This is a genomic window from Nocardioides turkmenicus, assembly GCF_011045035.1.
Classification (GTDB): Bacteria; Actinomycetota; Actinomycetes; order Propionibacteriales; family Nocardioidaceae; genus Nocardioides; species Nocardioides turkmenicus.
This window is the reverse complement of sequence record NZ_JAALAA010000006.1, coordinates 248,535-269,787: the sequence shown is the minus strand read 5'-3', so window position 1 is coordinate 269,787 and position 21,253 is coordinate 248,535. Positions and strand designations below refer to the sequence as shown.

General features: G+C 69.1%; 18 protein-coding genes. 4 read left to right on the top strand and 14 right to left on the bottom strand.

All coding sequences use genetic code 11. The features are described from left to right. Positions 1-39: 39 nt before the first annotated feature. Positions 40-1,167: an LLM class flavin-dependent oxidoreductase gene (locus G5C66_RS09560; protein WP_165110720.1), complete on the top strand. Its 1,128-nt coding sequence runs from the start codon at positions 40-42 to the stop codon at positions 1,165-1,167. Between the two features lie 109 nt (positions 1,168-1,276). On the opposite strand, the gene G5C66_RS09555 is transcribed toward G5C66_RS09560, so the two are convergent. From G5C66_RS09555 to G5C66_RS09510, 10 genes are all read right to left on the bottom strand, one after another. Next, positions 1,277-2,065 carry a DUF1684 domain-containing protein gene (locus G5C66_RS09555; protein WP_165110719.1) on the bottom strand — a complete coding sequence of 263 codons (789 nt, stop codon included), beginning with the start codon at positions 2,063-2,065 and terminating at the stop codon, positions 1,277-1,279. A gap of 17 nt (positions 2,066-2,082) precedes the next feature. After that, positions 2,083-3,036 carry a transporter substrate-binding domain-containing protein gene (locus G5C66_RS09550; RefSeq protein WP_165110718.1) on the bottom strand — a complete coding sequence of 318 codons (954 nt, stop codon included), beginning with the start codon at positions 3,034-3,036 and terminating at the stop codon, positions 2,083-2,085. A gap of 21 nt (positions 3,037-3,057) precedes the next feature. Further along, complete coding sequence (locus G5C66_RS09545; protein ID WP_165110717.1) at positions 3,058-3,819, bottom strand: amino acid ABC transporter ATP-binding protein; 762 nt, start codon at positions 3,817-3,819, stop codon at positions 3,058-3,060. Then, positions 3,816-4,784 (bottom strand): ABC transporter permease subunit, encoded by a 969-nt coding sequence (locus G5C66_RS09540; protein ID WP_165110716.1) that lies wholly within the window; start codon positions 4,782-4,784, stop codon positions 3,816-3,818. Before G5C66_RS09540 ends, G5C66_RS09545 begins: the two co-directional genes overlap by 4 nt. A gap of 129 nt (positions 4,785-4,913) precedes the next feature. Further along, a complete protein-coding gene (guaB, locus tag G5C66_RS09535; RefSeq protein ID WP_165110715.1) occupies positions 4,914-6,413 on the bottom strand; it encodes an IMP dehydrogenase in 1,500 nt (499 codons plus the stop codon). 61 nt (positions 6,414-6,474) lie between these two features. After that, positions 6,475-7,386 carry a GNAT family N-acetyltransferase gene (locus tag G5C66_RS09530; protein WP_165110714.1) on the bottom strand — a complete coding sequence of 304 codons (912 nt, stop codon included), beginning with the start codon at positions 7,384-7,386 and terminating at the stop codon, positions 6,475-6,477. A 54-nt stretch (positions 7,387-7,440) separates the two neighbouring features. Then, a complete protein-coding gene (locus G5C66_RS09525; protein WP_338144123.1) occupies positions 7,441-8,226 on the bottom strand; it encodes a DUF1684 domain-containing protein in 786 nt (261 codons plus the stop codon). 66 nt (positions 8,227-8,292) lie between these two features. Continuing rightward, entirely contained in the window at positions 8,293-9,024 is a 732-nt protein-coding gene (locus G5C66_RS09520) for a hypothetical protein (protein ID WP_165110712.1), read from the bottom strand. A gap of 97 nt (positions 9,025-9,121) precedes the next feature. Further along, positions 9,122-12,661: an amino acid adenylation domain-containing protein gene (locus G5C66_RS09515; RefSeq protein WP_206443877.1), complete on the bottom strand. Its 3,540-nt coding sequence runs from the start codon at positions 12,659-12,661 to the stop codon at positions 9,122-9,124. A 116-nt stretch (positions 12,662-12,777) separates the two neighbouring features. After that, positions 12,778-14,244, bottom strand: coding sequence for an LVIVD repeat-containing protein (locus tag G5C66_RS09510; protein ID WP_241248360.1), 1,467 nt, complete (start codon positions 14,242-14,244; stop codon positions 12,778-12,780). 180 nt (positions 14,245-14,424) lie between these two features. Between G5C66_RS09510 and G5C66_RS09505 the strand changes: the two genes are divergently transcribed. Together G5C66_RS09505 and G5C66_RS09500 are read left to right on the top strand one after the other, a co-directional pair. Continuing rightward, the gene (locus tag G5C66_RS09505; protein ID WP_165110711.1) at positions 14,425-15,093 is read left to right on the top strand and encodes a DUF305 domain-containing protein; all 669 of its coding nucleotides are present in this window, start codon (positions 14,425-14,427) and stop codon (positions 15,091-15,093) included. Positions 15,094-15,112: 19 nt separating this feature from the next. Beyond that, entirely contained in the window at positions 15,113-15,862 is a 750-nt protein-coding gene (locus tag G5C66_RS09500) for a GH25 family lysozyme (protein ID WP_165110710.1), read from the top strand. A gap of 83 nt (positions 15,863-15,945) precedes the next feature. On the opposite strand, the gene groL is transcribed toward G5C66_RS09500, so the two are convergent. The 3 genes from groL to G5C66_RS09485 form a co-directional block, all read right to left on the bottom strand. Further along, complete coding sequence (groL, locus tag G5C66_RS09495) at positions 15,946-17,565, bottom strand: chaperonin GroEL (RefSeq protein ID WP_165110709.1); 1,620 nt, start codon at positions 17,563-17,565, stop codon at positions 15,946-15,948. A gap of 91 nt (positions 17,566-17,656) precedes the next feature. Continuing rightward, a complete protein-coding gene (gene groES, locus G5C66_RS09490; protein WP_165110708.1) occupies positions 17,657-17,950 on the bottom strand; it encodes a co-chaperone GroES in 294 nt (97 codons plus the stop codon). A 186-nt stretch (positions 17,951-18,136) separates the two neighbouring features. After that, positions 18,137-18,793, bottom strand: coding sequence for a hypothetical protein (locus tag G5C66_RS09485; protein ID WP_165110707.1), 657 nt, complete (start codon positions 18,791-18,793; stop codon positions 18,137-18,139). Between the two features lie 80 nt (positions 18,794-18,873). Here G5C66_RS09485 and G5C66_RS09480 point away from each other — a divergent pair, with 80 nt between their 5' ends. After that, complete coding sequence (locus G5C66_RS09480; RefSeq protein WP_165110706.1) at positions 18,874-20,043, top strand: class I SAM-dependent methyltransferase; 1,170 nt, start codon at positions 18,874-18,876, stop codon at positions 20,041-20,043. A gap of 15 nt (positions 20,044-20,058) precedes the next feature. On the opposite strand, the gene tsaD is transcribed toward G5C66_RS09480, so the two are convergent. Beyond that, complete coding sequence (tsaD, locus tag G5C66_RS09475) at positions 20,059-21,120, bottom strand: tRNA (adenosine(37)-N6)-threonylcarbamoyltransferase complex transferase subunit TsaD (protein ID WP_165110705.1); 1,062 nt, start codon at positions 21,118-21,120, stop codon at positions 20,059-20,061. Positions 21,121-21,253 lie beyond the last annotated feature (133 nt).

Here is a 21,253-nt window from a genome sequence, read left to right as displayed (position 1 = left end):
GCCCTGGGGCTGGGGCTCCCCCACCAGAGGAGAAGACGCATGAGCCGCGTACCCCTGTCAGTCCTCGATCTCGTCCCCGTCTCCTCCGGGTCCTCCGGCGCCGACGCGTTGCGCAACGCCGTGGCGCTCGCGCAGGCGACCGAGTCCCTCGGCTACCACCGCTACTGGGTCGCCGAGCACCACCTCAACCCCGGCGTCGCCGGCACGTCACCGGCGGTGGTCCTGGCGCTGCTGGGCAGTGCCACCTCGACGATCCGGCTCGGCTCCGGCGCCGTGCTGATGGGGCACCGGACGGCGCTGTCGACGATCGAGGAGTTCGGGTTGCTCGACGCGGCCTTCCCCGGTCGGATCGACCTCGGCCTGGGGCGCTCCGGCGGCAGACCGGGGGCGTCGGGTCCGGTGACCGTCCCGGTGGAGCTGGTCGACGGGCGCACTCCGGAAGGCCTGCTCGTGCCGCCGAGGTTCGACCCCAGCGGACTGCTCGGGTCACCGCGGATCCGGCTCCAGAAGGAGCTCCTGCAGCTACCCGGGGCGACCTCCGCCGACTACGGCGAGCAGGTCGACACGATCCTGGCCTTCGTCGACGGCACCTACCGCGACGCCGCCGGCACCCCGGCACGGGTCGTACCCGGCGAGGGCGCCGAGCTCGAGCTGTGGGTGCTGGGCAGCAGCGGCGGTGAGAGCGCCGAGGTGGCCGGCAAGCGGGGACTCCGCTTCGCGACCAACTATCACGTCAACCCCGCGGGCGTCCTCGAGGCGGCCCACTCCTACCGTGCCGCCTTCGCGCCGTCCGACACCTTCGCCGCGCCCCACGTCGCGGTCTCCGCCGACGTCGTCGTCGCCGAGACCGAGGAGTCGGCACGCGAGCTCGCGACCGGCTACGGCCTCTGGGTCCGCTCCATCCGCACCGCCGAGGGCGCCATCCCGTTCCCCACCCCCGAGGAGGCTCGCGCGTGGGAGTGGACCGAGGAGGATCGAGCACTCGTGCAGGACCGTCTCGACACCCAGTTCGTCGGCACCGCGGCTCAGGTCGCCGACCAGCTGGAGATCCTCCAGCGGGCTGTTGACGCCGACGAGCTGGTCATCACGACCATCACCCACGACCACGCCGACCGGGTCCGCTCCTACGAGCTGCTCGCCGAAGAGTGGGCCCGCCGCGGTCGCTAGGCCCGGATGCTGACCGAGGTACGTCGGTGGGGCATCGCTTCCCTCGCGGAACTCCACGAAAGCAGCGACCGCTCACCGAGTTACCTCGGTCAGCATCCAGCAGCTCGCCCTACGGCAGCTTCTCCCCCGCCTCGACCGCGACCGGCAACCGGTTGCCGGCGGGCGGGAGCGGACAGGTGGCGTGGTCGGTGTAGGCGCACGGCAGGTTGGTGGCGCGGTTGAAGTCGATCACGACGTTGCCCTCCGCGTCGGGTGCGGCGACGGAGAGCGACCGGTTGGCGGCGTACGTCGTCTTTCCCGAGGTCTGGTCGACGAAGAGCACGTGCAGGGCGCCGGGCGCGGAGCCGGGGAACGCGATCAGACTGTGCACGGCGTCGCCCACGGTGAACTCGATCTCGCCCACCGCCTCGTAGACATGCTCGAGGCCGTCGACGACCGAGCCGACGGTGGTGGGCACCGGCGTCTCGTAGGCCACGAAGCGCCCGGGAAGAGCCCACTTCGGGTCCGGCGGATAGGCCTCCGTGCCGCGATAGCCGACCAGGACCGGGTTGTCGGGATGGCGCGGGCGAAGGATGTCGTTCCCGCCGCGCTTGGCGATCTCGACGACCGCGTCGCCGAACCCGGCGGTGATCCCGCCGCGCTCGTCGATGACGCCGAACGAGTGCCGGCCGGTGATCTCGGTGCCGTCGACGACGAGCGACTCACCCGGGGCGAGCGAGACCACGATGCCCTCGGGCCCGATCGACCAGGCGCCCGGCACGTCGTCGTACGTCTCCGGCTCCTCGCCGAGCCAGCGAATCGACGTGATCGCCAGGAAACCGTGCTTGTCGGCGCGGCGCCGCTCGTGCTCCTCGTGCCAGGCTGTCCACTCTTCGGCGAAGGTGTCGGTGACGGTCATGGGTCCTCCCGGAAGGTTCAGAATGCCGGCTTCGGATTGAACTCCGACTTGTCGAGCTTTATGTCCGAAACGTCCCACTTCGTGAAGATCTTGTTGTAAGTCCCGTCGGCGATGAGCGCATTGATCGCGTCGACGAGCACCGGGGCCAGCGGCGAGTTCTTGGCGACGACGAAGCCGACGTCGGTGAGGCTGAGCTCGCCGAGGTACTTCAGGCCGGACTGGTGGGAGACCAGATACTTCAGCGACAGGGTCGGCCCGAAGTAGAGGTCGGTCTTGCCGTTCTGCAGACCGAGCAGGATCGCGGCGTTGTCCTTGAAGTACTCCACCTCGTAGGCCTTCTTGCCGGCCTTCTCGCACTCCGCGGCGCCGTCCTCGAGGATCTGCTGGAAGCTGGAGCCCGGCGTGGTCGCGACCGTGTGGCCGCAGATGTCGGTCAGCGTCTTCACCTGGTCGAGGTCACCGTCCTCACGGGAGACGAACGACTGCCCGTCGAGCAGGTAGGTGGCGTAGTCCACGACCTCGAGCCGCTCCGAGGTGACGGCGAAGTTGGCCTGCCCGACGTCGTACTTCCCGCTCTGGGTGCCCGGCACGATCGTCTCGAAGCTGCCGAACTCCGTCTTCCAGGTCACCCCGAGCTTGGCCGCGAGCGCGTTGCGCAGGTCGATGTCGAGACCGATCTGCTCCCCGGACTGGTCCGACCCACCGTGCGGCAGCCCCTGCTCGCCGGTCGCCTCGGTGGTGCCGAGGATCAGCGTCTTCGACTTCCGTACGTCGGCCGGCAGCCGCTCGGTCAGGGCCGGGTCCGCCTGGACGTCCGAGACGACGTCCTGGGTCGGGATCGCGCCCGGTTCGGCGGAGGCCGACCCGTCCGAGCCGATGCCACGTTCGGCGTCGCTGAGCGTGTCGGAGGCATTGCCGCAACCAGCGAGGGCGAGGGCCGCGACGGCGACCAGGGCGAGCTTGAGCTTCACGGATGGGGTCCTTTCGAGGGGTCACAACACAGCGGAGAGGAACGCCCGAGCGCGCTCATGGGTGGGTTCGGTGAGGACGGCGTCGGGCGTGCCGGCCTCGACCAGCCGGCCCTCGTCGAGGAAGACGACCTGGTCGGCGACCTCGCGGGCGAAGCCGATCTCGTGGGTGACCACGATCATCGTCATCCCGGTGCGGGCGAGGTCCTTCATCACACCGAGCACCTCGCCCACCATCTCGGGGTCGAGCGCGGAGGTCGGCTCGTCGAAGAGCATCAGCTCGGGCTCGACCGCGAGCGCCCGGGCGATCGCCACCCGCTGCTGCTGGCCGCCCGACATCTGCCGTGGGTAGGAGCGCTCCTTGTCGGCCAGACCGACCCGGTCGAGCAGCTCGCGACCGCGTGCCTCGGCCGGCCCGCGGCGTACGCCTGCGGCCAGCTGGCCCTCCAGGACGTTCTCCAGCGCGGTCTTGTGCGGGAACAGGTTGAACTGCTGGAACACCATCCCGATCCGGCTGCGCTGGCGGGTGATGGCCCGGTCGGAGAGCTCTCTGAGTCGGGTGCCGTCCCGGCGGTAGCCGATGATCTCGCCGTTGACCTCGACGAAGCCGGCGTCGGGCTTCTCCAGGTGGTTCACCGTACGCAGCAGCGTCGACTTGCCGGAGCCCGACGGCCCCAGGACGACCGCCACCGAGCCCCGGGCGACGTCGAGGTCGATGCCGTCGAGGACCGTGTGGTGGCCGAACCGCTTGCTCAGGCCGCGGACGCGGACGAGGGGCTCGCTCATCGGAGCACCTCCAGGTCACGACGCGGGCGCGAGCGCGGGACGAGCGGGAGCTGGCCGCGCCACAGCTGCCAGAACCCGCTGCGCGCACCCTTGCCGCGGGCGTAGTGGCGCTCGACGAAGAACTGGATCGTCGACAGGATCGTGACCAGGATCAGGTACCAGATCGTGGCGACCAGGAGCAGCGGGATGACCAGGTAGTTCTGCGCGTAGATCAGCTGCACCGAGTAGAGCAGGTCCTGCACGGCGATCACCGAGACGATCGAGGTGCCCTTGAGCAGCCCGATCAGCAGGTTGCCGGAGGCCGGGATGATCGCCGGCATCGCCTGCGGCAGCACGATCCGCCAGAAGATCCGGGCCTTCGACAGGCCGAGCGCCTTGGCCGCCTCGGTCTGGCCGGCCTCGACCGAGACCAGGCCGCCGCGGATGATCTCGGCGGCGAACGCGGCCATGTCGAAGGTGAGCCCGACGAAGGCCGCGAGCAGCCCGCTGAACAGGTGGGCCGTCTCGATCGTGACGAACGGCTTCAGGAACGGGATGCCCAGGCTGATCTGCGGATACAGCGAGGCCATCTGGAACCAGAAGAGAAGCTGCAGCAGCGGCGGCACGCTCCGGAAGAACCAGATGTAGACCGCGCTGACCGAGCTCAGCACCGGGTTCGCGGAGAGCCGCATGACCGCGAGCACGATGCCGAGCAGGTAGGAGCTGACCAGCACCGCCGCGGTCAGCCACAGCGTCAGCACCAGCCCGTCGAGGATCGAGGGGCGCAGGAAGAAGGCGCCGACGACGTCCCAGTGGTAGCGCGGGTTCGTGACCAGGCTCTTCACGATCCCGGCGACGACCAGCAGCACCAGCACCGCCGAGATCCACTGTCCCGGCTTGCGGCGCGCGACGAGCCGGGCACCGAGCAGCTCCTCGTCGCCGTCGCGGGCGAGCAGGGGGCGACGTACGGCCTCGTCAACACTCACGCGCAACCACCACCTATTTGTCGAGTAACTTGCTCAACATTCTAGCCGTGGTTCCTGGATCCCGGCGGAGCATCCGAGAAATGGGACGAGCCCCGGATCCGTGGGATCCGGGGCTCGTCTCGCGAAGGCTCACATGTGGTAGTTGGGAGCCTCGGCGGTGACCTGGACGTCGTGGGGGTGCGACTCCTTGAGCGAGGCGGAGGTGATCCGCATGAAGCGGCCCTTCTCCTGCAGCTCGGGGATGGTGCGCGCGCCGACGTAGAACATGGTCTGGTGGAGGCCGCCGGTGAGCTGGTGGGCGACGGTGGCCAGCGCGCCCTTGTAGGCGACCTGGCCCTCGACGCCCTCGGGGACGATCATGTCGTCATCGGTGACCTCGGCCTGGAAGTAGCGGTCCTTGGAGAAGGACTTCTTGCCGCGGCTCGACATGGCTCCCATGGAGCCCATGCCGCGGTAGGCCTTGAACTGCTTGCCGTTGATCAGCACCGTGTCGCCGGGGGTCTCCTCGGTGCCGGCGAGCATCGAGCCGAGCATCACGGTGTCGGCGCCGGCGACGATCGCCTTGCCGATCTCGCCGGAGTAGCGCAGGCCGCCGTCGGCGATGACCGGGACGCCGGCCGGCTTGCAGGCAAGGGAGGCCTCGTAGACCGCGGAGATCTGCGGCACGCCGACGCCGGTGACGACGCGGGTGGTGCAGATCGAGCCCGGGCCGACACCGACCTTGACGGCGTCCGCGCCCGCGTCGACGAACGACTGGGCACCCTCGCGCGTCGCGACGTTGCCGCCGATGACCTGGACGTGCTTGGTGGCCGGGTCGGTCTTGAGGCGGCGGACCATGTCGATCAGCATGCGTACGTTGCCGTGGGCCGTGTCCGCGACGAGCACGTCGACGCCTGCCTCGATGAGCGTGGTGGCCCGCTCCCAGGCGTCACCGAAGTAGCCGATCGCGGCACCGACGAGCAGACGGCCCTGCGCGTCCTTGGAGGCGTCGGGGAACTGCTCGGACTTCACGAAGTCCTTGACGGTGATCAGGCCGGTGATGCGGCCGTCGGTGTCGACCAGCGGGAGGCGCTCCAGCTTGTGCTGGCGCAGCAGCTTGGTGGCCTCCTCGCGGGAGATCTCGGCGGGGCCGGTGATCAGGTCCTTCGAGGTCATCACCTCGTTGACCTTCGTGGTCGCCCACTCCGCGACCGGGGTGAACCGCAGGTCGCGGTTGGTGATGATGCCGATCAGCTTCTGGTCGACGTCGACCACGGGGAAGCCGGAGATCCGGTATTCGCCGGCGAGCTTGTCGAGCTGCTCGAGCGTCGCATCGGGGCCGATGGTGACCGGGTTGGAGATGATCCCGGTCTGGGTGCGCTTGACGAGGTCGACCTGGTAGGCCTGATCCTCGATGCTCAGGTTGCGGTGGAGCACGCCGATGCCGCCCTGACGGGCCATCGCGATCGCCATCCGGGACTCGGTCACGGTGTCCATCGCGGCGGAGATCAGCGGGACCCGCAGGTCGATCTCGCGGGTCAGCCGGGAGGTCGTATCGATGTCAGACGGCGCCAGATCCGAGTATCCAGGCATCAGGAGTACGTCGTCGTAGGTGAGGCCGAGCGTCGCGAACTTCTCCGGGATCTCCATGAAGAGATTCTACGTTCCGGCTCCCGCGTGACCGAAAACGCCAGGAGTCATCCTGGCGAATCTAGGTCTGCAACGGTTTGAGATCCCGCACCGGCACCTTGACGGTCAGCAGATCGCCCGCCATCCGGATCCGGCCGCGCATCCCGGCGGCGAGGACCATGGGCAGGACCGCCTGGTTGTCGGACTGGGTGGTGAGCAGGATCTCGTCGGCACCGAGCATGTGCGCGAGCTTGGCGGTGTCGACGAGCAGCCGCGTGCCGATGCCGCGGCGCTGCCAAGCCGGGTCGACGCGCAGGTTGACGATACGTACGTTCTCGTCGTCCTCCGCCTGGCCCAGGACCTCGCCGATGCCGACGGCGACGCCGTCGATCAGGGCGGTCACGGTCTCGCCGGTGACGACGAGGTCGGGGGTGCTTCCGGTGCCCAGGCGGCGTACGGGCGGGGTGGTGCCGATCGCGGCCGACTCGCGGCTGCGGTCGAGGACGTCGTTGACCAGGTCGGCCATCGCGGAGCCGCGGGCGTGCTCGGTCGCGGTGAAGGGAGCGGTGCGGTGGAGCTGGACGTCGACGTCCGCGACGCGGAGCTCCATGGTGTCGTGGACGACCCCGGGCGGGGCCTCCGCCTCGGCGTCGAAGAGCTGGGCGACCACCTCGGGGAACGACATCGGCCGCTCCAGGACATGCCGGGCTGCCTGCACGTAGCGCGTCGGCTGGTCGGCCAGGGCTGCCTCGGTCGCGATCTGGATGACGATCCCGCCGCCGCCCGCGGAGGAGATCAGTTCACAGATCTCCTTCTCGCCCCAGCCTGCGGGAGTACGCAGCACGAACTCGTCGGTGACCTGCGCCAGCCCGGGGAAGATCTGCATCCCCAGGATGTTGACCTTGGCCTCACCGCAGCGCTGAGCCAGCGCCGCCAGCGCACCCGGTCGGTCCGGCAGCGTCGTACGCACTCTCCACAACATCGTCCCCGCCATGTGCCCTAGTCTGCCTGTTTCGCTGTTTCTGGTCCGTTACCCACGGTTAAACCTTCAGTCCGCGGGCGGACGAGGCGGAGTCTGCTCGCCCGCCTCGACGAGCACGTCGATGTGGTTGCTCGCGGGTGGCAGCGGGCAGGTGGCATGGATCGTGTAGGCGCAGGGCATGTTGGCGGCGCGGTTGAAGTCGAGGACGGCCTTCCCGTCGACGGGCCGCTCGACGGCGAGCTGGCGGCACGCCGCGTAGGTCGTCACCCCGCTGGTCTCATCGGTGAACAGCAGCCACAGCTCGTCGTCGCCGCCGTCGAACGCGATCAGCCGCTGCGGGCGACCCGCCGCTTCAAAGGCCACCTCCCCCACGGCGTCGATGGTGGTCGACCGCCCCTCGACCACGGAGCCGACCGAGATCGGCCGCGGCTCCGCGTAGGCGGTGAAGGCGGCGATGATCCGCCACGCCGGGTCCGGAGCGTACGTCGGCGTGCCAGTGTAGTCGCGCAGGAACGGACCGTCGGGCTGCCGCGGCCGAAGCACCGGGGTGCCGAACCGGTCGGCGATCTCGACCGTCCCGGCGTCATAGGTGGCGATGACACCGACGGGATCGACATGGCCGAAGACGTGCCGGCCGGCGAGCGTGGCCCCGCCGAGCTCGAGCCACTCGCCCTCGCCGAGCTCGACGACGGCACCCTCCGGCCCGTTCGACCAGACGCCCGGGATCCCGGGAAAACGCTGCGGCTTGGGGCCCAGCCAGTGCAGCCCGGTGATCGCCAGGAAACCTTCGGGACTTCTCAGCTCGGCCTCTCGCTCATCGCGCCACCGCTGCCAGGCCTGCTCGAAAGTCACGCGCCGCACTCTACAAAGACTTGCGTTGCCAGGTCTTGCAATGGTCGCCGACTTTTACCCTCGGCTTTACCGTCTGTGTGCCTCGCCCTTCACGCCCACAAGCCGGACCAGGCGCACCGAGCCGCGCGCCGCGGTGACCAGGACGAGGTACCAGATCGCCGCCACCACCAGCAGCGGGATGATCAGATGGTTGCGCCCGTCGAGCGCCTGGACGACCCCGAGCAGGTCGGTGATCGCGAGCACCGAGACCAGGCTGGTCGCCTGGAGCGTCGTCACCAGGATGTCGCCCAGCGCGTCGAGCCGGTCGCCGCTCGGGAGGGTTCTCGCCGCGTACGCACCGAGCGCCAGCGCCAGCCCGGCGATCGCCGCGTGGACCGGCGTGACCAGCCGCACCGCGTCGATGTGCACCCCCGGGATCCCGAACGTGATGTCGGGGAAGACCAGCGCGACGTTGCTCCACAGCAGGAGCTGCACGAGCACCGGGATGCTGCCGAAGACCCAGACGTACGCCGCCGCGATCCCGCCCAGCAACGGGTTGCCCGAGCGTTCCATCCTGACCACGACGAGTCCGATCGCCGACGCCACCGCGAAGACCAGCGCGGTCAGCCGGACCGTCAGCCAGACGCCGGCGAGGACGTCCGGGTGGAGCAGGTGGTCGACGACCTCGCCCGGGAGCAGGTTCTCGTTCCTCGCCAGGCTCCACAGGAACCTCATCAGGAGCAAGGCGAGGAGAGCTGCGATCGCCCATCCGATCGCGTTGGTCTCGACACGATCGTCATCGGCAGCCATCTCGGTCATCGCAGAGAACCATGGCCATGCGTAGTGACCAGAAGGTTGCGGCTAGCGAGCCGCCGGAGCAACTCACGCACTCAAAAGGCCAACACGGCGGCGCGGATCAGGAAACCCGAGTCAAGGGCTCGCTCGCCGTACGCTGCCAATCGGCGAGACGCCCGATGAACCAGACGAACGGCTGGGTGTGGCCTCCGAGAGCACACCTCCCGTCGATGATGCTCGCGAGCAGACTCTCGGGGTCCCGCGCGCTGAGTGCGGCCACCGCTCCCGCGTCGAGGAGCCGAAGAGAGCAGGCGAGGGCCTCGGCGGGCACATCGGCGCCTCGGGTCGCGCCGCGCTCGTCGATCCGGACGACGACATCCTCCTCGTCGGGCGACTCGATCGTGACCACGAGGCTCGGCACCGCCGTGGGAAGCTCGGCCAGCGTGGTGTTCAGGTAGGCGGTGAACGCCTCGGCCCACCCGGTCACAGTGCATCTCGACGCCGGCGACTCCACTCCATGAGACTGCGACGCGGCGCCGTCGGATGCAGTCCGTCGGGTCGCCTCTGCCTCCGCCTCGACCAGCGCCTGCAGGGTCCTGTCGACGTCCTCGCGGGTGTGGGAGGCCGAGCAGATGAACCTCAACCGGCCCCGGCTGCGTTCGACGATCGGGTAGGTGACCGCCGCGGTGTGGATGCCTCGCTCGAAAAGACCGCGGGCGATGGCTCTCAGGTTCTTCCCGTCGGAGAAGTGCGGAGTGATGATGAGCCCGTCCCCGGTGCCGAGCTCATAACCCGCCGCCGCGAAGCGTTCCCTCATGTAGTTCGCGGTGTCCCAGAGCCGTTCTCGCAGCGCATCGCTCTCGCCCACCCGGCGTAGCGCTGCGAGCGCCGCCGCGATGTCGGCAGGCGATGTGTTCGCCTGGAAGACGTACGCCCTCGCCGAGCTCCTCAGCAGAGCGATGAGGGGCTCTTGTGCGGCCACCACACCGCCGATGCTCCCGAGCGCCTTGCTCAACGTCGTGAGGATGAGATCGACATGCTCGGTGACTCCTTCCGCCGCGCACAGCCCGGCACCTCGCCCTCCGTACAGGCCGAAGGAGTGGGCCTCGTCGACGAGGACGAGCGCGCCGAACTCCTTCGCGGCGGGCACGATGTCCCGCAGCGGGGCCGCCCCCTCGCCCATGCTGTATACGCTCTCGAGCACGACCAGGGTCGTGTGGTGGGGCGACGACTCCGCCTCGAGCACCGCCCGCAGATCGGCGGTGTCGTTGTGCCGGAACGTCCTCACCCGGGCACCGCTCAGGCGAGCTCCGTCGACGAGGGATGCGTGGCACAGCTGATCCATGACGACCACGTCCCCCTCGCCGACCACCCCTGCGATGGCGCCGAGGCTCGCAGTGAAACCGGTGGGGAGGAGGCAGGCGGACGGCTTGCCGACGATCGCGGCGAACTCGCGCTCGAACTCCACGTGGAGATCGGTCTGCCCCGAGCCGGCGGCGGAGATCCCCATCCCCGTGCCGAAGCGGCTGAGAGCGTTCCGCGCCTCCTCGATGATCTTCTCGTCCCGGTTGAACCCGAGGTAGAGGTTGGTGGTCCAGATGATCGCCTCGCGCTCCTCGCCGGTGTGCACGTCGACGACGGTGCCGCGTTCGGCACTCCCGGTGCGCACGACCTTGCCGTACGGATCGAGTCCCGAGCGGGAGAGGAGGCTCCGAAGGTGCTGCACGAGGGCACCTTTGTCGATCGCGGACCAGGCTGGGATCTTGGCAGCGAAAGCAGGCGGGTGCCCCGACCGGATCTGCGCCTGGAACGCAGGGAGTCGAGCTGCCGCTCCGACACCGTTCGGGCGCCCATCCGGCTCTCGGCCGCCGGACGCACGGCGGATTGCCGACAACGCGTCCGCGGCGTCCTCGACGGTCATCAGCTCGTCCAGCGTGGACGACGGAAGGCTTGTTGCCAACACCTGAGACAGACGTACAGTGAGCTCGGCGACGTCCAGCGAGTCAAGGCCCAGCGACTCCAGTGACACCTTCGGTGGGACCGAGTCGGCAGCAGGAGAGCCGAGCAGCACGGCCACCTCGTTCCTGACCGCGTCGAGGAGCGACGACTGCCGGGTCTCCGTCGCCGTCGGACCGCCCGCCACCCCCTCGGTACGCCTCACCGCGGGGAGTCGGTGACGGTCCACCTTGCCGTTCGGCAGTCGCGGCATCTCGGCCAGCGGCATCACGATGTGCGGAGTCATGTACTTCGGCAACTGGTCTGCCAGATCGGCCCGCACGGAGGCGGCGCTCACCGACTCCGACTGCGTCTCCACGTACGCCACCAAGAGGCCCTTGCCCTCCGCCCGGTCGACGACCACCGCTGCCTCCGCGACCCCGGGCATCGACTGCAGCACCACCTCGATCTCGTCCAGCTCGATCCGATGGCCCCGGATCTTGACCTGCCGGTCGACCCGCCCGAGGAACTCGAGCTCTCCCGACTCGGTCCACCGGCACAGGTCTCCGGTCCGGTAGATCCGTTTCTCCGGGATCGGCCCGTCAGACTTGAGCTCCAGGAAACGCTGCCGAGTCCGCTCGTCGTCGTGGAGGTATCCCCTCGCGAGCTGGTCCCCGGCCACGAAGAGCTCACCCGCCTCGCCGGCGGGCACCGGCTGCAACGACTCGTCCAGGACGTACGCCCGCGCACCCGCGACCGGGGCCCCGATCGTGATCGGCTCGTCGGCCGCATCGACGATTCCGGCGGTCGTGAACACCGTGGTCTCCGTCGGACCGTAGACGTTCAGGACCCGAGGCGGACGCGGCCCAGCATGCAGGTCGGCAACGAGGGAGGGGGTGAGCACCTCGCCGCCGAGCACCACGCATCGAACTCCGTCCGGCAGCGGGCCGGCCGTGAGCAGAGCCTTCATCGCGGACGGCACCATGATGGTCGTTCGCACCCGATCCGCACAGGGCACTTCACGCAACGCCAGGACGTTCTCCGCCAGCACGACTGTCCCGCCGAGCATCAACGTCCCCAAGATCTCCATGACCGACGGGTCGAAGCAGACCGACGCGCCGGCCAGGACCCCACCCAGGTCCTCCTCGTCGAGCAGCCGGCGCATCGCCTTCGCCATCGCCACGACGCTCCGGTGCTCGACCGCCACGCCCTTGGGGTTGCCCGTCGATCCCGAGGTGTAGATGACGTACGCGATGTCACCGGCCACGGGCTCGGCTCCCGGCGGCAGCCGGCGGTCCGAGATCGTGCGAAGGGGCACGAGGTCGGGCGCTGCTGCACACAGTTCGGCCGCCTCGTCGTCGACGATCACGGTGACGGCTCGGGAGTGCTCGACCATGTAGCGCACCCGTTCCGACGGGTACGCAGGGTCCAGAGGTACGTAGCCGCAGCCTGCTCGCAGGACGCCCAGCAGCGTCGCGACCAGTTCCCACGTACGTCCCAGGCAGACCCCGACGAGCGATCCCGGCGCGACGCCCCGCGCGACCAGCTCGTCGGCGATCACCTGCGCTCGGGCGCGCAGCTGCTCGTAAGTGATGTCGACCGTCCCGTCGACGACCGCGGTCCGGGCCGGGCGACTTGAAGCCTGGGCGTCGAACAAGGCCCAGATGGTCTCCGCTGAGTGTTCGCCGTGGCGCATCGGCTGCTGCTCCCAAGTGATCGAGGTCACGATCTGCGGAGCCTAGTGTCGCGTCCTGCAGGTTGCTGAACGCTTGGCACAATGCTGGGACTCAAAAGACCAACACCCGCCCGGGTGAGGGCCGGGCGAGTGTTGGCGCTCTGGGCTCAGTAGGAGGGCTGAGCCTGGACGTTCAGCTCGTCGAATCGCACCTTCTTCGCCGAGGCGACCCGCGGGTCGCGCAGGTCGAAGACGTCGAACCCGCGCTGGATCTCGTTGGAGTAGATGTAGCCGTTGTAGTAGTAGGTCGACCAGGGGCCGGCGATCGTCGAGGTGTCCTCGAACGGGCCGCGGTCGAACCAGGCGATCTCCTTCGGGTTGGCCGAGTCCGTGAAGTCGTAGACCGACACACCGCCCTGGTACCAGGCCTGGACCATGATGTCCTTGCCCTTGACCGGGATCAGCGAGCCGTTGTGAGCGACGCAGTTCTCGGTGTTGGACTGGGTGCGCGGCATCTTGTAGTAGGACTTGAAGACGAGCTGGCCGTCCTCGATGTCGTAGATGCCGTTGGCACCCTTCTCCATCCCGGTCTCCGGGTTGCAGGTCGGCGCACCGCCGCCGCCGAGCTCGTCGGTGAAGACGACCTTGGTGCCGGTGTTGTTGAAGGTGGCCGAGTGCCAGAACGCGAAGTTCTCGGTGTCGCGGACCCGCTCGGTCACGACCGGGTGCTCGCGGTCGGAGATGTCCATCAGGATGCCGTCACCCATGCAGGCGCCGGCCGCGATGTCCTTGGACGGGTAGGTGGTGATGTCGTGGCAGCCGGCGGTGTTGGTGTAGCCGCCGTCGGGGAACAGCACCGGCTCACCGACCACCGCGGCCTGCTCCGGCGCCCGGGTGGGGATCTTCACGATGCTGATCTTGTCGTGCGGGGGCTGGCAGTCCGGGTAGGTCAGGCGGGGGCCGTAGGAGGAGACGTACGCGTAGACGGACCGGCCGTCCTTGCTCGGTGCCAGCGAGTGGGTGTGCGAGCCGCACTTGGTCTCGACGGCTGCGACGTACTCCGGCTCGCGGGGATTGCTGATGTCGAAGACGCGCAGGCCTTCCCACGACTCCTTGATCTCGGCCGACTGCGCCACGTTGTCGCAGGTGTTGTTGCTCCGGCTGGAGTCGACGGAGAGGACCAGCAGGTCGCCGTAGACGGAGATGTCGTTCTGTGAGCCCGGGCAGACGTACTGCTTGACCAGCCGCGGCTTCCTCGGGTCCTTGATGTCGATGACGTTGAACCCGCTGTAGTTGCCCGCGAACGCGTAGTCGCCCTGGAAGGCGAGGTCGCTGTTGAGCGCGTTGACGGGCTCGAAGGCGCCCGACTTGGGGATGTTGGCGATCAGGTGCATGTTGGGCGAGCCCGCGGACTCGCCGGCGGGAACGACCGGGTCGTTGGCGCCCAGCCGGGCGAGGTCGTTGCCGGCGACGCAGGCGGAGGCGAAGTTGTCGCCGAGCTTGGTGATCGCCCGCTTCTCCTCGGCCGTGCAGCTCGTCTGGGCCTCGGGAGACTGCGTGCTCTCGGTGCCGTGGGTGTGGGACTCGTCTGCGGAGGACGGGGCGGCGACGGCCAGCCCTCCTGCGACAACCATGACCGCCGCGATGGGGGCCAGGTAATGGGTAGGTCGTCTAAGCCTCATGATCGCAAGCCTTCCGAGTCGGCCGCCGTGGGGTGGCACGGGCATGACTTCTCAACTTTAGTAAAAGCCGTACACGGGCCGCACGGAATGTGAATAAATTGTTCGCGCCTACGGCATCTCGGAAGGAGTCACATGCCCGTTCGACGGTTCGGTGTCATCGCCTCGGGTGTCGTGATCGCTGCGATGTCGCTCGGCGCGTGCGGAGGCTCCACCCACGACGCCCACGGTGCCCACGGTGCCCACTCGCCCAGCCCCGAGGCGGCCACCCAGTCGGCGCCGGTGGTGCAGGGCGGGGCGCCGGGCGAGGCCGCGCGGACCGTCTCGCCCTCGGCCGCCGACACGGATCCGTGGAACCGGACCGACGCCGACTTCGTGACGATGATGATCCCCCATCACGCCCAGGCGCTGGAGATGACCCGGCTGGCACGGGAGCACGCCGTCCACCCCGAGGTGGTGTCCCTGGCCGAGCGCATCGAGTCGGCCCAGGGACCCGAGATCGTGGCCATGAGCGGCTGGCTCGAGCTGCGCGGTCTGCGGGTGCCCCGGGCCTCGGATCCCCCGCACACGATGGCGGGCATGCTCACCCCCGACCAGATGAGCGCGCTCGGCAAGGCCCGCGGCGAGGAGTTCGACCGGCTCTTCCTGACCGGGATGATCCAGCACCACCAGGGTGCCCTGGAGATGGCCGAGCCGATGGCGTCCCGGGGCAGCGACGCGCTGGCGCTCGAGATGGCGACCGACGTCGAGGCCACCCAGTCGGTCGAGATCGAGATCATGGAGAAGCTGCTCGCCGAGCTGTGAGACCGGGTACGTTGCGGCGGTGCCCCTCACCCCCACCCGCCGTCGACAGGTGCTCATCGGCTCCGCCGTCGTCGCCGTCCTCGCGCTGGTCATGACCGCGCTGGTCTACACCGGCGTCGTGATGCCCACCCGGATGTTCGCGGCGAAGTACGACGTACGCGGCATCGACGTCTCCCACCACAACGGCACCATCGACTGGCCGCGGGTCGCCGAGCAGGACATCGACTTCGCCTGGATCAAGGCGACCGAGGGCTCCTCCCACGTGGACTCGCGCTTCGCCGCCAACTGGGCCCAGGCGCAGCGGGCCGGGATCCCGACCGGCGCCTACCACTTCATGAGCTTCGAGAGCCCTGGCAGCGACCAGGCGCACAACATGATCGCCACGGTCCCTCGGGTCGCCGGCACGCTCGCCCCGGTCGTCGACCTGGAGCCGTACGGCTCGTTCATGGGCGACCTGCCGCCCGCGGCCGAGGTCCGCGCCATCCTCGACCCGCTGCTGAGCACCCTCGAGGCGCACTACGGCATCGCGCCGGTCATATACACCACGCCGTCGGCATACCGCGCCTACCTGGTCGACCTCTACCCGGACAACCCGATCTGGTTCCGCTCCGTCGCCTGGCCGCCGCGGATTCCCGACGGACGCGACTGGACCGTCTGGCAGTACTCCAACCGCGACCGGCTCGACGGCGTGGGGAGTGAGAAGGAGGCGTACGTCGATATGAATGTGCTTTCGGACGACGTCTCGCTCGAATCGCTGGTCGTTCGCTGAAATCGCCGAGTCGGCGCATCGGACCCCTTTCGCTCGCTTCGCTTCGCGAAGCACGGGGTCAGATGCGCCGACTCGGCTGTGTGTCAGTGGCCGTGACCGTGGCCGTGACCGGCCGCAGGCGCCTCTTCCTCTTCCGGCTTGTCGACGACCAGGGTCTCGGTCGTGAGCAGCATGCCCGCGATCGAGGTGGCGTTGACGAGCGCGGAGCGGGTGACCTTGACCGGGTCGATGACGCCCTGGGCAACCAGGTCGCCGTACTCACCCGTGGCGGCGTTGTAGCCCTGGCCGACACCGAGGTCGCGGACGCGGGTGGTGATCACGTAGCCGTTCTCGCCACCGTTCTCGGCGATCCAGCGCAGCGGCTCGTCGGCGGCCTTGCGGACGACGCGTACCCCGACCGCCTCGTCGCCCTCGAGGCCGAGGTCCTTCTCCAGCACGGAGACGGCGTGGATCAGCGCGGAGCCACCGCCGGGGACGATGCCCTCCTCGATGGCGGCGCGGGTCGCGGAGACAGCGTCCTCGATGCGGTGCTTCTTCTCCTTGAGCTCCACCTCGGTGTGAGCGCCGACCTTGATCACGCAGACGCCGCCGGCGAGCTTGGCGAGGCGCTCCTGGAGCTTCTCGCGGTCCCAGTCGGAGTCGGTGCGCTCGATCTCGGACTTGAGCTCGGCAACCCGGCCCTCGACGGCAGCGGCGTCGCCGCCACCCTCGACGATGGTCGTGTTGTCCTTGGAGACGGTCACGCGGCGGGCGGTGCCGAGCACCTCGAGACCGACCTGGTCGAGCTTGAGGCCGACCTCCTCGGCGACGACCTGCGCGCCGGTCAGGATCGCGATGTCCTGCAGCATGGCCTTGCGGCGGTCACCGAACGCGGGAGCCTTGACGGCGGTCGCGTTGAAGGTGCCCTTGATCTTGTTCACGACCAGGGTCGAGAGGGCCTCGCCCTCGACGTCCTCGGCGATGATGAACAGCGGCTTGCCGGCGGCGATGACCTTCTCCAGCAGCGGCAGGAGCTCCTGGACGGAGCTGATCTTGCCCTGGACGAGCAGGATCAGCGGGTCGTCGATGACGGCCTCCATCCGCTCCTGGTCGGTCACGAAGTACTGAGAGATGTAGCCCTTGTCGAACTGCATACCCTCGGTGAACTCGAGCTCGGTGCCCGTGGTGTTGGACTCCTCGACGGTGATGACGCCGTCCTTGCCCACCTTGGCGAAAGCCTCGGCGAGGATCTCGCCGATCTTCGCGTCGCGGGAGGAGATGGTGGCGACCGAGGCCATGTCGGACTCGTCGACGACCTCACGGGCGGCGGCACGCAGCGCGTCGCCGACGGCGGCGGCAGCGGCGTCCATACCGCGCTTGAGGCTCATCGGGTTGGCGCCGGCGGCAACCGCACGCAGACCCTCGTGAACCATCGCCTGGGCGAGGACGGTCGCGGTGGTCGTACCGTCACCAGCGATGTCGTTGGTCTTGGTCGCGACCTCCTTGGTGAGCTGAGCACCAAGGTTCTCGAACGGGTCGTCCAGCTCGACCTCACGCGCGACGGTGACACCGTCGTTGGTGATGGTCGGGGCGCCCCACTTCTTGTCGAGGACGACGTAGCGGCCCTTGGGACCCAGCGTCACCTTGACGGCGTTGGCGAGGGCGTCGACGCCACGCTCGAGGGCGCGGCGGGCGTTCTCGTCGAACTCCAGGATCTTCGGCATATGCATTACTCCCTAGTACGCAGCGCGCGGCCGTGGTCGGCCAGGACTTCCACCCCGCCGGCCCGGCCGCGCTGTTGCGAGACGGATGACGTCAGGCGATGACCGCGAGGATGTCGCGGGCGGACAGGATGAGGTACTCCTCGCCGGCGTACTTGACCTCGGTGCCGCCGTACTTGCTGTAGATGACCTTGTCGCCGACCTGGACGTCGAGCGGGACGCGGTTGCCCTTGTCGTCGATGCGACCCGGGCCGAGAGCCAGGACCTCGCCCTCCTGGGGCTTCTCCTTGGCCGTGTCCGGGATGACCAGGCCCGAGGCGGTGGTCTGCTCGGCCTCGACGGCCTTCACGACGATGCGGTCCTCGAGCGGCTTGATGTTGACCGACACTGTGTCGACCTCCCCATTTCTTCTATGGAGTCAGATGATTCTGGGTGGGTGTTGCTACGTCTGTGCTTGCGACATGCCGCGTACGCCGTCGCGGGGGTCGCACCCGGCTCGCAAGCGCTGGCACACTCAGGGGGAGAGTGCCAATGCAGACGTTAGCACTCGCCCGCAATGAGTGCCAGCAATGGGCTACCGCTGGCCGGGGAGTCGCACGGTCAGTGCGACCGCGCCGGCGAGCAGACCGACGACGATGATGCCGCCGACGATCATGAACGACCAGCGGTCCTCGCGGTCGTCGCTCTCCTCGAAGTTCGTGATCTCGAGCTCTTCGCCGTCACCCTGTAGCAGCAGGTCAGTCGAGGATTCCGGACTCTCCGACCGCTCGGCGGCGGCCGACTCCTGCTGCTTCGCCCCCTCCTCCTGCGGCGTGGGCGAGGGCTCCTCGGTCGCGTTGTTCTCCGGCTTCGCGGACGCCTCTTCCGTCGCCTCCGGCTCGCTCGCAGCCCGGGTCCGGACGTACGTCACCGTGTAGCTGTCCAGCTGCCGGCCGCTGCTGTGCTGGATCACCGTGCTCGCTTGCGGGGTGGCCAGAGTGTGCACCTCGGGGCCGGCATTACCACGGCCGACGACACAGAAGGACGCGATCCCGTAGCCGTCGGGCGCCGTGGCGGTGGCGGAGCGGGAGCCCACCGACGAATAGGAGCGGTCCCCGGCCGGGCACTGACCCACCGGGCTCACCGAGTCCGCCGAGGCGGGCATGGGCGCGGTCAGCAACAGCGACACCAGAGTGATGACCACGGCGACCGTCCACAGGGTCAACGGGGCTATGCGGGGGGATCTACGCACTCGGCGGATCCTAGATCAGGAACACCCGCGGGGGTAATGGAGTTTGCCAAGACCGGAAAACGGCCTGAGAGGATCGAGCCATGGATCTCGACGCCTTCGCCTGGTTGCTCACCGATGACGGGCAGCGACTGCTGGCGCGAGCCACCGAGATGACCGCCATGGGCGAAGACTCCGCCCTGGCGGTGCAGTCCGCGCTGCGCAAGGACGAGACCGCCGAGCATGTGGCCGCGGCGATGACGCAGGTCGACCTACGCCGGAAGGCAGCCGCCAAGTTCGGCGACCTGGCGCCGCAGATGTACTTCACCCCCGACGGCCTCGAGCAGGCCACCCGCCTCGCCGTCGCCCACCACCGGGCGGCGCGACTGCGCGCCTTCGACGCAGGCAGCGTCATCGACCTCGGCTGCGGGATCGGCGGCGACCTGATCGCCTCCTCCCGTGCCGGGCTCACCGCCGCCGGGGTCGACAACGATCCGGAGCGGGTCGCCGTCGCCCAGGCCAACCTCGACGCGCTCGGGCTCCCCGGCGCCGTCACCGTCGCCGATGCGACCGCCGTCGACCACTCACCCTTCGACGTCGCGTACGCGGACCCCGCACGTCGCGGCGCCAAGGGCCGGGTCTTCTCCGCGGAGGGGTGGACTCCGCCCTGGTCGTGGGTCGAGACCCTCTTCGCGCGCGACGCGTGCGTGAAGGTCGCCCCTGGGTTCCCGCACGATCTCGTACCCGACAAGGTCGAGGCCGAGTGGGTCAGCGACCGCGGCGAGGTCAAGGAGGCAGCGTTGTGGTCGGGCTCGCTGGCCAGCACGCACCGGCGGGCCACCGTCATCGGCGAGCGCGGCCTGGCGACGCTCACCTCCGAGGACGACCAGGGTGGCGAGGTCGGCGAGGTCGCCGAGTTCCTCTACGAGCCCGACGGCGCCGTGATCCGTGCCGGGCTGGTCACCGCCGTCGCCGCAGGGGTGCAGGGGCATCTGATCGACGAGCACATCGCGTACGTCACCTCCTCCGCCTCCTTCGAGACGCCCTTCGCTCGCGGGTACCAGGTGCTCGAGGAGCTCCCCTACCGGGAGAAGCAGCTCAAGGCAGCGCTGCGGGAGCGTGGGATCGGGAAGCTGACGATCAAGAAGCGGGGCGTGCAGGTCGTGCCCGAGCAGCTCCGCAAGCGGCTCGCGCTGTCGGGCTCCGCGGAGGCCACGATCGTGCTCACCAGGGTCGCCGGCGAGGGGACCTGTCTGCTGGTACGGCCGTTCTGAGGTCCGGACCGCGGGTCAGACCAGGACGGACGTGATCGGCTGGGACGAGTCGGCCGGAAGGTCCAGCGCCGACGGCGTACGTCCCCTCGCCACCATCTCCGCCCCCAGAGCAGCCACCATCGCGCCGTTGTCGGTGCACAGACCCGGACGCGGGACCCGGACCCGGATGCCCAGCTTGGTGGCACGCTCCTCGGCGAGCACGCGGAGCCGGCTGTTCGCGGCGACCCCGCCGCCGATGATGATGTCCTCGATGCCTTCGGAGGAGGCCGCGTCGAGGGCCTTCCGCACCAGCACGTCGACCACGGCCTCCTGGAAGCTGGCGGCGACGTCGGCGACCGGGACCGGTTCGCCGCTACGCTCCTTTGCCTCGATCCAACGAGCCACGGCGGTCTTGAGGCCCGAGAAGGAGAAGTCGAAGCGGTGCCGTTCGAGGTCGCGACGGCTGGTGAGCCCGCGCGGGAAGTCGATCGCGATCGAGCTGCCCGACGTGGCGGTCCTGTCGATGACCGGACCACCCGGGAAGCCGAGGCCGAGCAGGCGGGCGACCTTGTCGAAGGCCTCCCCCGCGGCGTCGTCGATCGTCGCGCCCATGGGGTCCACGCCCTCGGTGATGTCGGTGACCTTGAGCAGGCTGGAGTGGCCGCCGGAGACGAGCATGGCCACGCAGGGCTCGGGAAGCGGCCCGTGCTGCAGCTGGTCGACCGCGACGTGCGAGGCCAGGTGGTTCACGCCGTAGATCGGCTTGTCGAGCCCCAGCGCGAGGGCCTTGGCGGCCGCCACCCCGACCAGCAGGGCACCCGCGAGACCTGGCCCGGCGGTGACGGCGATCGCGTCGACGTCGTTCAGCTTGATGCCGGACTCCTCGCAGGCCCGCTCGATCGTCGGCACCATCGCCTCCAGGTGCGCCCGGCTCGCGACCTCCGGCACCACCCCACCGAATCGGGCGTGCTCCTCGACGCTGCTCGCCACCGCGTCGGCCAGCAGGGTATGGCCACGCACGACGCCGATCCCGGTCTCATCACATGAGGTCTCGATCCCGAGGACCAGGGGCTCATCAACGAGGGCACCGGAAGTCATGAGCCCATTCTGCCTTCCCCTCGATCCGAGGCGGGGAGCCCGCCCCTCGCCGTGGCGGACGAACGAATTTTCATTCGCTCCAAGCTCGCGGACGAATTTTCATTCACCCCGCTCGCACGAACGAACGTACATT